Origin of the sequence: Vibrio sp. 10N.247.311.47 (assembly GCF_041467535.1) — a bacterium.
Taxonomy (GTDB): Bacteria; Pseudomonadota; Gammaproteobacteria; order Enterobacterales; family Vibrionaceae; genus Vibrio; species Vibrio crassostreae_C.
The window spans coordinates 15509-28081 of the sequence record NZ_JBFSUR010000005.1; the positions used below are offsets into that span (position 1 = coordinate 15509).

Here is a 12573-nt window from a genome sequence, read left to right on the forward strand (position 1 = left end):
CTAACCGAAAATCTGCAGATAAGAGTTGAAACGGAATTTTTTTTGATAATTTTGCACTGGAAGCAAATAAATCTAAAACATGCAATCTTGGATCTTACACTTTTGATTTTTGACTTAAAAAAAGGTGGCTAAAATGTATGAATATCAGAAGAAATCTTAGTTTTTCATGCTATTATCCATAGTATTAGATGAGACTGAGAATTAACCAACTTTAAGAAAAATGTATTTTTCTTAAGATATAAATATTGAAGAGTTATATGCCTTTCCCTAAAGATACGAACAGAACATTTATTAAAAAAGCAATAACAAAATGGGGTAATTACTACGATTACTCTCTTGTTCAATATGTAAACAGTCGGACACCAATTGTTATTATCTGTAAGAAGCATCAACAAGAGTTTGAGCAAACCCCCAAAGCACACTTTTCTGCAAAGCATCATTGTTGTAAATTGTGTTACCAAGAGGTGGCGGGTAGTTATCAAAATGAGTGGCGGTTACGGAATAAGCCAGCAAGTTTAGATAAATTCACGCGATTAAGAGAAAGCATTTTCCTGGACATTTAGAAATAGACGCGCAATTCGTTAATCTAAAAGCCTTAAATAGGAGAGCGATCAACCCGAGAAAGAAATAATTTAAGGAAAGAACCACAAACTAGAACTTCAAAATTTGAAACTATTTTTATAAATCACGCATATAAACAGAATCGGTCTTGCGGCTTTTGTGCAAGTGCAAGTGCAAGTGCAAGTGCAAGTGCAAGTGCAAGTGCAAGTTACATTAAATCATTATTATTTTTAATTCTACATAACAGACCAAATCTCAAGTGTAGCCAACCTCACCGATAAAGTCGCATCGGTTTTGATATTTACTTATATTCAAGGATATATATGAATAAAATGCTAGTCTCAGCAGTAACTTCTTCAGCACTTCTACTCGGAGGTTGTTCTTCAAGTCCAGATGAAGAAACAATGACGAAAATAAACAATCTTAATAACCAGGTAAGTCTGTTAAACCAAGATTTACAAGACCTTAAGGAGCAAAAAGTAACACTAACATCTGAAGCTCAATTAACTAAAAGCACAGCAGTAGAAGCCCAAGAAGAAGCTGATCGCGCAAACGAACGAATCGACAACATAACACAGTCTTGCAACAAATAGTTCAGTCAGTGTGCTTACACCTCCCTCGGGGAGGTGTATATTCGCATCACAAGCATTCGCTCACTGAAGTAGCTATGTATTAAGCAACACACTCTATGAAAATATACAAGAATATAAACATCATACAGTTGCTTACACCTTTATTTCCCGAAGTAATGTTACTGTTAATTAATAACAAGAAAGGACGTTGGTATACTAAATCAGTTGAACCGCTCTTAAATCCTGTAACCTAACCTCATGTAGTTGATGTAATAGTAGCGACATAGGAAAGTCAAAAAAGAAAATAACTGACCGGAGTGAATATAATAAAACTCTATACAAACGAAGTAGAGGCTTTCCGTTTTCTGATGCTCACATCGAAACCGTTTTAACGCCGCCTTACACTTACGCGTGCCTCAAGGCTTTATAGACTCTATATTTGCATTGATCATTGGTTGACGCCCCATTTTTGATTACACAAGCGTAAGTAAGCGGTTAAATATAGGAACAGTTCCAAAGGTCCAATTCGACACATCGCGATAGATTCAACAGGCCTGAAAGCCTTTGGGGAAGGTGAATAGAAAATTAAAATACCTGAAGCTGAAAAGTTAGGACTTGGAGTAAATTGCACTTTACCCTGCGATTGATATTGATACCCATAATGTGATTAGTGCTGAGTAAGTCTTGTTAACGTTGGTTCAGTAGAGTTCATCCGATATTACTGAACCCAGCAAAGGAAATGAAGCCGTTGAAACGCTCAAAAACGATAAGTTAGCTTAGTGCAAAACTGCCCTTATATCACGACCGTTGTCTCTATATAAGGGGCTGACTATCGATACATTGAGCTTGATATGTTACAACTCCCAAATTGGAGAGGTCATAGTTAGTATTGAACAACGCCCTAGGATTAGGTATACCTATTATAAACTAACAGCTAGATAATGCAGAGGAACTGCATTCCTTACCTAATTTGATCAACAACGCCACTAGAAAGCATTAGAATTTTAAAGCACGCATCTAACCAAAGAGAAGAATCAATGTTTAAAGAATTATTAAAGAAAACGAGGCAAGGGAAAAACCTTAGTCAAACAGACATGATAGACCTGTTATCCACACATCCAAGCTTTGAAAGATTAGATAAAGGTACTTATTCACGCTGGGAGAATGGCCGCACGGTACCATCAACCCAAAGACAAATACAAATAATGTTAATTAATTCATCGCTAAAGGATGCGCTATCAATAGCAAGGGAAGCTGCAGGCCTGACATTAATGAAATCAAAGGCAGACATTGAACAAAGATTATTTGATAAAAGGTTTCCTAATGTAAGTCATTCCGACCTAACAGAGGAAATAAGTGAATTTCATTATGAACTAAACTATTCAACAAACTGTAATGCTATAACAACCCCACAGCATGCCGACCCTAAAATAAGCAAGATATTAATGCGTGAATGGGGAGAACAACGGTACAATGACTTTCAAAAACTAATCAACCCTGACAATTCAAACTATTTACTTCTTGAATATCATAATTGTGAAGGCGAACTTCGAGCGCATCATGTAATTTATCTAACTACGTTACGCGAGCTAATCAAGGTCAACAAAAATAGGCCACGCATTATGCAGAATAACTTAGTACATGATAATGTACTTTCCACACCAAGCACTTATTCCTCATCAACAACAATATTTTGCTCTAGCATATTAGAGAGCATATCATTCTGCTTAGAAAGAAACTTCACTGCAGAGTATATATATATACAAACATCTCGCACGGCTTTCAAAGAGTATCTAGAATCACTTGAAGGTACCGTCACCAACTTTGGGGATGAATCTAAAAGTGGCTTAAAGCACTTCAATAAGACTTACAAATGGGTCGGCATACTAATACCCTTTAATAAAATGGTCCAACAAATACCCATCTTTGAAGCGATCTACAGTTCGCTTGATAACAAAATAGAAATAAAATATCTAAAATAATACAGATATAATCTATACCAACGCTAGCTCGCAAGCTGAAGTGGGCTTAGCGAAAAAGTACCCTTGCACAAAATCAACACCCAACTCTTTTAACGTTTGCACTTGGCATTGAGATTCGACCCCTTCCGCAACCAACTTTAAATTAACATCCGAAGCAAACCCAACTAACATTTTAATAAACATTTTTGTCTTTTCTGCGTCTAACATATCGATTAAGGATTTATCAACTTTAACCTCATCATAGTCAACACTCAAAAGATTACATATAGTTGCCGAATCTTTTGCAAAATCATCTAATGATATTTTAATATTATGACATTTCAACTTCATGACCACTTCCCGTAGCCTTAAAGAATCCACAGCTTCCTTCTCAGAAATCTCCAATGTAACAATGCCTTTATAACATTTTCTAACGCTTAACATTTTAGAGACGAAAACATCATCTAACAATTGATTTGAATATATATTAAATGATACCTCAACATCAAGTAAGTCATTTCTATTTAACTCTAAAAATGAACTTTCAATAAATAAAATTGTATAATCATTTATTAAACACCTATTATTTAAATTCGACAAATACAATTCATGATCAATCTTCAAACCGCCCTCAAACGTTCTAGTCAGTGCTTCCAACCCACTTACCTTGTTATTTATCAAGCAATACTTAGGTTGATAAACAATATTAACCTCCACACCATCATATAAAAACATTCCAACCCCTTGCAAATTAAACCATTAACTTTACCCGGCGGAAGTGAAAATTACGTTATCATATCAAAACCCACTCAAGCAAAAATGCTAACAACCTATAAACATCCGAATACGACTCTGTAGCGTGACTTCACTTAGAGGTAGAGCGGACTTTATTACGTGATTCAGTGCAACTAAATCCATAACCTACGATCTGAACAGCTACGTCCGCTACCTCTTGTAGCCTCATGCCTAAGCTTCTTTTCAAAACAACCTGTACAACCGTTCACTCAATTACCGCAGTTCTCTGACCTTTTGGGTTGATGAACACGCGGTAAATGACTAAATTGAAGCGTAGGAGGTCGCGTCGATTCTGTGATTTAGCCACACAATAGTGTTCATGGTGAAACGAGTGTTTTCTATGCCACCGAGAGCGCTGAAGTATTCATCTACTCGATATTTAGGCTAGCCCATGTTCCACTAAATTGTCCGCACACACTTGTATTCAGCCAAGAACAAAGCATGTTGGTTCTTGCTTAAAACAAAACCGCCGAAGCATCTTTGAGGTACCTGATGATTGCGCTTATGGTACAAGAGCCTATCTCGATGCCATTAGGATTAAGCGTCTTGTTACGATTATTATTCCAAGGCAAGGGGCACTTATGGGAATGTATTCGTCCCGGAAACCTCACAGTAGGCTGCAAAAAATTATACAGCTCAAATGAGTATTGGAAACATCGGTATGGTTGCTACAAACGCTCACTTTCAGAAACAGTAATGTACAAAGTTAAACAGTTGCTTGGAGGTTGTTTAAGTTTTAGAAAAATCACAATGCCCCGTGGTGGAAACTTACGCCTTGAGCTTGCGAATCCCCTCATAATCAGGCGTAAAAACAATGAGGTAGACGCGCATCGCCGTCTTTGATCTAATGAATATCGCTGAACACACATTTCGAACAAGTGGGTTAACAATGCGCGACATTCAGATTCTACAACAAACCATACAAGACCAATGCCCCTCCATTCACAAAAAACGCTCGAGTTCTCTGATACTTGCTACAAAAAGTGTACTTGACGGTTCAGACTCAACGCTGACTAAACTAGGTCGAAAACTGGAAACTACATCGTGAAAAAGACCTTATCTATAAATGGCATGCCTACTTAATAACGGGGGCTAACCCATGCCTTGTCATCCTTGTTGATTGGTCTGATGTTCGTGAACAACTTTGTTGTTATATGACGTTAAGTACATCCGTTGCACTTGATGGTCGAGCCATCACAATCTTTGAACAAGTTTTTGAGTATGGCCAATACAATTCACCGAAAAGTCACCAAACATTCCTCGATAAATTGCAAAGTGTTTTGCCGAATAAAATCAGTCCAATCATCATTTCTGATGCGGGTTTTAGAAATACTTGGTTCCGCCAAGTACAGGAGAAAAGTTGGTTTTGGTTAGGTCGTGTCCGAGGTGAAGTATCAATCAAACAACCTCAAAAACCTTGGGCCTCAAATAAAACCTTTTATCCAAACGCTGTCCATAAACCCAAATATATTGGCCACTGCTTATTAGCAAAGAGATCACCGATATCTTGTGAAGCCTATGTTTATAAGGGATTAGAAAAAGGCAGAAAAGCCCAGCGCCATAGCAGAACCAGCCAAAAACACTCCGCTACATATCTCTATCAACGCAGTGCAAAGGAGCCGTGGCTACTCGCGACTAATGTCCCTCGACATATCTTAAATGAAGTACAAATTACCAATCTGTACACCAAGCGTATGCAGATAGAAGAGGCATTCCGCGATCTAAGAGTACCGCCTATGGAATCGCACTTCGTCACAACAGAACTCGCGGTACTAAGCGATTGGATATCCAGCTTCTTATTGCGTTGCTCGCTGAAATCTTGATGTGATGGAATGGCCTAATTGCAGTACAGGCCAAATGGCATTTTGACTTCCAAGCCAACAGCATTAAACACCGCCGAGTTCTATCCATACCTCGTCTAGGGAGAGAGGTACGAAATCATCGGCGATATCAAATTAATGAATCCAATATCAATGGGGAATGTTCGAATATCAAAGGCTCACACACAACGCAGGACTAGGGAAATTATGAAGAGATCCGTCAGTGCCTTGAGTAAAGCACTGAATAAGCTTACAAGCTTGGTATACCTGAAAACTTACTGTATTGATAAAAAATACAGAACAGACCGACCTATCTTTAGACAGAATTAAACAATAATATTATAAAAACGACAGCCTAAACCTAAGATAAAGCGACATGGTAAAAGAATAGCCGCTATTGCGCCGGCAAACAAGAAGGTCAGAACTACCGGTGGGATTCAGCGTAAGTGACGTTAATCAAACTTTTAGTTCAATGGCTTAAATAAAATAACTAACAACAACTAATGGTATTCAGATACTGTTTTATGGCATCAAAGGGCCAAAATAGCCATCCCAAAAGGACCTTGTGCAAGTCCTCTGTCCGACTCAACTAGCAAGCTATTGAGCAACCTTCGAGATCGTAGTAATACAAGAAATCTCCTAATTTTCTGTCAAAAGTTAGAATACTCCAATAAGATTAAAAAACTACCGACTGTCCAAAAACCTTTACTATAAAAAAATATAATACATTGAGTTAAAAATTGGCTAAGCAATAATTAAATAATCCAGATAAATAACAACGTAAAGATTTGCTAAATTCACACTATGCTCAACTGCAAAATATACTTAATGACCAACTATACTTAATATTTACTGTTTTGCTTTTGCAAGATCTGCGATAAACCAACCAACATAGGCAATGTATCATCGAAGAATCGGCGGATACCAGAACAAAGGTAATTAAGCCCTTGTTCACCGTCAGGGGTCATGATTAAACGGTTTTTCGGGCATTCGCCCCAACAATATTTTAGGTAGGGACACTGCTTACAATATTCTGGTAGTGAGTCACGCTTTGCCATACCAAAAGTAAACTGTCGAGTAGAAAATACCATTTCATTCAACGTTTGGTCGTGAATGTTCGACAACTTGTATTCGGGATACACATAATGGTCACAGCTATATACATCACCGTTATGTTCAATCGCTAAGCCTTTGCCACAGAATTCTGCGGTAATACAAAGCTGAGAAGGCTTTTCCATCACTTGAGCGACAGCAGTTTCAAATAGGTTGACCAGCACTTGACCTAAGTCATTGTTGACCCATTCGACAAACATGGTGCTAAGAAATTCCCCCCAATCATCAGGATCAACTGACCAATCAGTGACAACTGACATTGGATGTCCCGGTTTAGCTAACTCACTCCCCAGCTCTGGGATCATCTGTTCATTCCAGAACTGTGGTGCGGTCGTATGAAAATCATTTGGCTCGACCACAGGTGCTAACTGGATATAAGCCACACCAAGATCGCGGGTAAGGAAACGGTAGATCTCCAATGGATACTTCACGTTGTGGCGATTTACCGTCACCAAAGCGTTGAATCGCACCTGACGTTGCTGCAGTTTTTCAACTGCTTTCATTACCAAATGGAAAGTAGGCTTACCGCTACGAGTTTTGCGATATTTGTCATGCAGCTCTTGTGGACCATCAATCGACAATCCAACTAAAAAGTTATTCACATGTAAGAACTCACACCACTCATCATTAAGTAGAATGCCATTGGTCTGTAGATCGTTTTCAATACGTATGCCTTCTGGCTGGTATTTCTTTTGTAGCTTAACCACTTTGCGGAAGTAGTCTAATCCAAGCAGTGTTGGTTCACCGCCCTGCCAAGAAAATACGATTTGCTCTCCGTCTTGACTCTCAATATAACTCTTAATAAATAATTCTAATGTTTCATCATCCATTTTAGGTTGCTTTGGTTGATGAAGCAGGTTTTCTTTATGTAAATAAAAGCAATATTGGCAGTCAATGTTACATTTTGCACCGCCGGGTTTTGCCATCACGTGGAACCGACGTTCATTTCCTTGTAAGGATTTAAACGCCGTTTTCATTGGCACAATTGGCATAGTGGTAGAGTGACGTGGGGAAGTTTTGCTCATGCATATCTCTCTTCGGATTGTGGCACCCCTATGAGCGCCACTTGTAATTATACGTTACTTAGGAACAAATGAAGCAGCTTCCATTCGAGGAGGGTACTCCATAAAGGTGTCCATAACTTCTTTAACCTTCGCAATTGCAGGCATAACTAAGAACGTACGTTCGTACATCCAACGGTCGTAACCCATACCTGTGTCACCACGTTCGAATGGGTCGATGCTTAAGTCATAGAACTGCGGAACGCGCAGTTTAGTAAATGGTTTCTTCCAAATATCTAAACCAGTTTCATTCTCTTGAATCAAGAAATGGAACTTATACTTACCTTGACGTAAAGCGAGTAGATCGCCGTCATCACTCCAATAGACGAACTCATTACGCGCAGACTTATCTGTTTTACCTATTAGGTAAGGTAGCTGGTTGTATCCATCCAAGTGAACTTTGTAGTTCATATCACCAACTTTTTTTCCCTTAAGCAACTCATCAGTCACTTTATCGTTACCAGCGGCCGCGACTAACGTTGGAAAAAAATCTTCTAGAGACATCATACCATTGAACGTTTTACCCGCTTCTATCTTACCAGGCCACTTGATCAACATAGGCACACGGAAAGCACCTTCCCACCCCGTGTTTTTCTCAGAGCGGAATGGCGTCATCCCCGCATCTGGCCACAAGTTGATCATAGGACCGTTATCTGTGGTATAAACGATGATGGTGTTGTCATCAACACCCAATTCCTTTATTTTATTTAGTAGATCACCAATTTGGTCATCGTGTTGCTTCACACCATCAGCGTAGAAACCCGCACCTGTTTTACCCTTGTACTCTTCTGGTAGATGAGTGAAGTTGTGCATACGAGTGGCGTTGAACCAAGTAAAGAACGGTTTATCTGCTTTGACTTGTTTTTCAATGAAGCTTTCAGCTGCGTCGAGGAATTCGCCATCAATGTTTTCCATGCGCTTACGTGTTAGAGGGCCTGTATCTTCAATTTTTCCGTCAGCGTACGAGTGGATAACGCCGCGTGGACCAAACTTCTTCTTGAACTCAAGGTCCGTTGGGTAATCCACGTTTTCTGGCTCTTCTTCCGCATTCAGATGGTACAGGTTACCGAAAAACTCATCGAAACCGTGGGCTGTTGGAAGATGTTCATCTCGGTCACCTAGATGGTTTTTACCAAATTGACCTGTCGCGTAACCCATCTGTTTTAAAATGGTAGCGATGGTTGGATCTTCTTTAGAGATACCTTCAACCGCACCAGGTAAACCGACTTTTGATAAGCCAGTACGCTTAGGCATTTGGCCTGTAATAAAAGCAGAGCGGCCAGCGGTAGAGCTTTGCTGTGCGTAAAAGTTTGTAAACTTAGCGCCCTCTTGAGCAAGAGTGTCGATGTTTGGCGTATTGTAAGCTAACATATTTTGGTTATACGAACTTAAATTCCAGTAACCTACATCGTCGCCAAATATCACCAAGATGTTGGGTTTGTCAGCCGCGTTTGCGGTAGCAGAAGCAGCACCTAACGCGAGCGTACAGGCGTTAAGCACCAGTCTTCTCCCTTTTTCTTTGGTTGCCTTTTTCATACCATCTCCATTAATTCTCAGAAATTATAGGAAGTTCATCTTAAACTCCCATACAGGTTAGGTTAAACTAACAAGTAAACGAGATAAATATAGTGCAATTTTGTTAATGTATAAATTCAATTTATGAGAACGATAATGGACTTAAACCTAATTCAAACCTTTCTTGTCGTAGCGGATCTCCAATCTTACACTAAAGCAGCAGAGCATCTGCAACTTACGCAGCCTGCAGTCAGCGCATCGATGAAGCGCCTAGAACAACAAGTAGGAAATAAACAACTGTTTGTAAAGAAAGGCAGAGGTATCACGCTGACTTCAACAGCGTATCAACTGGTCCCTCAATTTCAACAAGCCATTAACATTATCGAAAGCGCAGTATTAGAAGAAAAAGTATTTGAAGTGTATTGCTCAGAATCTATTTTGCACAAAATCAAATCACTAAATGGCGCAGTATTACACGAATCCCCCCCGGAAAAATGCTTTTTATTTGAGCAACTTAGACGTCAGGAAATGGACCTAATCGTAGATACAGTGACCACCAAAGACCCTGCGTTTGTTATCGAAGAAGCTTACCAAGAGCCTGCTGTAGTTATTTGTCGTGGTAAACACCCTCGAATTCAGGGTTCGCTAACCAAACAAGAGTTTTACAATGAAACTCATTGTTTGTTTTCTGGAAGGTGGCAAAACGCTACCGGTTTTGAGCAACTAGCTAAAGAAGCGATGCAAGAGCGTAAAACCGGTGTAGTTACTTGCTCGCTGGCAGGGATGGCAATGAACGTCGCGCTACATGATTACTTAGGGCTCATGTCCAAATCATTTGCAACAAAGTGGAGCAAGAGTCTCGATCTACAAATAATCGAATGCCCCATCGATATTTACGAAATTCCTTATAAACTCATCTATCATAAACGTGATACGCATAACCCCGCTCATATGAAGTTACGCGAACACATTAAGATGCAAATCAACAACTTTAACTCCGTCCCTTTGGCATTGTAATATTTCGGCACATGACGACATAGTTAAATGAACTTCCTCACAGAAACTGACAAACTATATTACAACGAACAAACAAGTATTTAGAGCCTGATTCAATTTGCTTTGTTGCGTAATCCAAACTAGATCCATAACATAAGAGCTGATTAGCTAATTCCATTCATAATCTTATTCCTAAATCTCTTTACAAAAAAACCAACTGGAAGCAATACAACCAATTTCTCATTAACCGCGGTTCTCTGCTATTTTGGGGGTAAGTGGCGAGTCGATTCAGTGACTTAGCCTTCACGACTGCCCTCAGGGGTATGGGAAAACGAGCATTTTCTATACCACCGAGAACGCCGCAATGATTCACCGACTCGATGTTTAGGTTCATATTCCGTTTAGTATTAAATACAACACTTTTGTTAGCCGAACACAAAAGCAAGTTGAGGTCACATTTAAGACAAAAACGAGAGCCTGCCACGATGCGATTAAGATTAAGCGAGCCGTTGCGCTTATTCCTCCAAGAGAAGGGGCTACTTTCTGGGAGCGGGGTCATCCCCGAAATCTCACAGTAGGTAACCAGAAGTTATATGGCTCTAATGAGTATTGGAAAGAGCGTTATAGTTACCACAAACGCTCCCTCTCAGAAACAGCGATATATCGAGTTAAACAGTTGCTTGGTGGTCGTTTAAGTTTAAGAAATTACAATGCACAAGTAGGTGAAACTTACGCGATGATAAAAGCGTTGAACAAGCTTACTGGGTTAGGTATGCCTGAAACTTATCGTATTAACTAAGAAATGCCCGAAACAGGGTGGCATTAGCTCTAAATTTAATTACGCCTCAAAGACAATCAAAGACAATCAAAGACAATCAAAGACAATCAAAGACAATCAAAGACAACCACGATAATCGAGTGCTGAACATAACTCAACTTTTGCAGTCACTAAATTATACTGAGCATCGATTTCAGTCAATTTGGAATTCAGAAAATCAAATTCTGTAAGAAGATCTGCATACTTTGATGTAAAGCCTGCGTTATAATTATTCAAACTGTAATATCTAGTCAACCTAGCTGTCGATAACTCAATTTGACTAATTTCATAATGCCTTTGCGCTGCATATAGATTAATTAAAGAACTGTTCATAACGTCTACGACCGAACTAATTACATTTTCATAATTTAAATGTGCCGTTGTTAAATCAGCATTAACTAAGCCCATATTAGTAGTCCGCTTATGCCACTCAATAACAGGAAAAATCAATAATGAAGACATAGAACCAAACGGATTTTCAAAAATTTCACGCAGTTTTTCACCTTGAGTACCAATGCTCCCAGATATCGAAAATTGTGGATACCAGGCAACTTCTTCAAGTTCGAAATTTAGTTCACTAGATTTAATTTGAAGCATAGAACCTAATACGCTATGATGTGTACCTGCGAATTTTGGCAAATCAGAAAATGTCACGTCAGGTAAATTTATGACATCAACTTCGCTAATTTTAATTATATCGATAAATTCAGTATTCCCAGAAAAAAATTCAATTCTGTTAACTGAATTGAAAATTTCTTCCTTGATATTTTCAATTATAGCCACCGCGGAGTCTAAAGATTGTTGAGCGGACAGGACCTCAGAACCAACAGAAACGCCAGAGTCTAATCGTTCCCTTTCAATTTTCAAGATATCAATACGGATATCTTTGATTCTTTTATATACATCGAGCTTCAACTTGTTAGAAGATATTGACACATACTCGTTAATAACTAAAGTGGTTATGTCATTCTTAAGGCCTAAAAAGTCTAAAAACGATAACTCTTGGTCTATCGACATCAACTTATCTTCAATATTTTTTTTACCAAAAAAATCAACATCATAAGACAAACCAAAAGAGGTACTATAGTTACCACTAGATTCATCTCCGTGGTCCAAATATTTTGAATGAGAAGAACTAACATTAATATTCATCTGAACACCCTGTTCATCATCTTTCTTTTTTGTATTTAGTTCCCCTTTTTTGATGTCTAGTATAGCTAAGTTTAACTCGAAATTATTGATAATGACACTAGCTAACAATTCATTAAGGTAAGGGGCAGTTAACAAATTAGATTCTTCTATATCATATAACCAATCACCCTGTTCATTTTCCACCTTCGTTTTTTTTTCGTAATCAAAGTA

The 12573-nt window shown here is 38.7% G+C and carries 8 protein-coding genes and 4 pseudogenes; 8 read left to right on the top strand and 4 right to left on the bottom strand.

The window, feature by feature from the left end:
• Positions 1 to 257: 257 nt before the first annotated feature.
• The 4 genes and pseudogenes from AB6E51_RS04790 to AB6E51_RS04805 all read left to right on the top strand — a co-directional run bounded on the left by AB6E51_RS04790 (position 258) and on the right by AB6E51_RS04805 (position 3115).
• On the top strand, positions 258 to 563 hold the full coding sequence (locus tag AB6E51_RS04790; protein ID WP_102333152.1) for a hypothetical protein: 306 nt from the start codon (positions 258 to 260) through the stop codon (positions 561 to 563).
• Positions 564 to 884: 321 nt separating this feature from the next.
• Positions 885 to 1154, top strand: a complete 270-nt coding sequence (locus AB6E51_RS04795; RefSeq protein WP_102333153.1) for an Lpp/OprI family alanine-zipper lipoprotein — start codon at positions 885 to 887, stop codon at positions 1152 to 1154.
• A 262-nt stretch (positions 1155 to 1416) separates the two neighbouring features.
• Positions 1417 to 2064: pseudogene (locus AB6E51_RS04800) on the top strand (transposase).
• 106 nt (positions 2065 to 2170) lie between these two features.
• Complete coding sequence (locus tag AB6E51_RS04805; RefSeq protein ID WP_102333154.1) at positions 2171 to 3115, top strand: helix-turn-helix domain-containing protein; 945 nt, start codon at positions 2171 to 2173, stop codon at positions 3113 to 3115.
• 12 nt (positions 3116 to 3127) lie between these two features.
• Here AB6E51_RS04805 and AB6E51_RS04810 read toward each other — a convergent pair whose 3' ends face one another.
• Positions 3128 to 3829 carry an EAL domain-containing protein gene (locus AB6E51_RS04810; protein ID WP_102333155.1) on the bottom strand — a complete coding sequence of 234 codons (702 nt, stop codon included), beginning with the start codon at positions 3827 to 3829 and terminating at the stop codon, positions 3128 to 3130.
• A 253-nt stretch (positions 3830 to 4082) separates the two neighbouring features.
• Here AB6E51_RS04810 and AB6E51_RS04815 point away from each other — a divergent pair.
• Positions 4083 to 4630, top strand: a pseudogene (locus AB6E51_RS04815) (transposase); the annotation flags it as partial.
• Positions 4631 to 4778: 148 nt separating this feature from the next.
• A pseudogene (locus AB6E51_RS04820) lies at positions 4779 to 5920 on the top strand (IS4 family transposase).
• Between the two features lie 631 nt (positions 5921 to 6551).
• On the opposite strand, the gene AB6E51_RS04825 reads toward AB6E51_RS04820, so the two are convergent.
• Positions 6552 to 7847, bottom strand: a complete 1296-nt coding sequence (locus tag AB6E51_RS04825; protein ID WP_102333156.1) for an anaerobic sulfatase maturase — start codon at positions 7845 to 7847, stop codon at positions 6552 to 6554.
• A 54-nt stretch (positions 7848 to 7901) separates the two neighbouring features.
• A complete protein-coding gene (locus tag AB6E51_RS04830; RefSeq protein ID WP_102333157.1) occupies positions 7902 to 9419 on the bottom strand; it encodes an arylsulfatase in 1518 nt (505 codons plus the stop codon).
• Between the two features lie 135 nt (positions 9420 to 9554).
• Between AB6E51_RS04830 and AB6E51_RS04835 the strand changes: the two genes are divergently transcribed.
• Together AB6E51_RS04835 and AB6E51_RS04840 are read left to right on the top strand one after the other, a co-directional pair.
• Positions 9555 to 10415 (top strand): LysR family transcriptional regulator, encoded by an 861-nt coding sequence (locus AB6E51_RS04835; protein ID WP_235612483.1) that lies wholly within the window; start codon positions 9555 to 9557, stop codon positions 10413 to 10415.
• Between the two features lie 167 nt (positions 10416 to 10582).
• A pseudogene (locus AB6E51_RS04840) lies at positions 10583 to 11193 on the top strand (hypothetical protein).
• A gap of 96 nt (positions 11194 to 11289) precedes the next feature.
• Here the strand turns inward: AB6E51_RS04840 and AB6E51_RS04845 are convergent.
• Positions 11290 to 12546: a TolC family protein gene (locus AB6E51_RS04845; RefSeq protein ID WP_162299043.1), complete on the bottom strand. Its 1257-nt coding sequence runs from the start codon at positions 12544 to 12546 to the stop codon at positions 11290 to 11292.
• Positions 12547 to 12573: the final 27 nt, after the last annotated feature.

Excerpts from the sequence above, each read along its gene's own strand:
- AB6E51_RS04810 (WP_102333155.1), bottom strand. The coding sequence starts at position 3,829 with ATGTTTTTATATGATGGTGTGGAGGTTAATATTGTTTATCAACCTAAG.
- AB6E51_RS04795 (WP_102333153.1), top strand. The coding sequence starts at position 885 with ATGAATAAAATGCTAGTCTCAGCAGTAACTTCTTCAGCACTTCTACTC.
- AB6E51_RS04805 (WP_102333154.1), top strand. The coding sequence starts at position 2,171 with ATGTTTAAAGAATTATTAAAGAAAACGAGGCAAGGGAAAAACCTTAGT.
- AB6E51_RS04830 (WP_102333157.1), bottom strand. The coding sequence starts at position 9,419 with ATGAAAAAGGCAACCAAAGAAAAAGGGAGAAGACTGGTGCTTAACGCC.
- AB6E51_RS04790 (WP_102333152.1), top strand. The coding sequence starts at position 258 with ATGCCTTTCCCTAAAGATACGAACAGAACATTTATTAAAAAAGCAATA.
- AB6E51_RS04835 (WP_235612483.1), top strand. The coding sequence starts at position 9,555 with ATGGACTTAAACCTAATTCAAACCTTTCTTGTCGTAGCGGATCTCCAA.
- AB6E51_RS04825 (WP_102333156.1), bottom strand. The coding sequence starts at position 7,847 with ATGAGCAAAACTTCCCCACGTCACTCTACCACTATGCCAATTGTGCCA.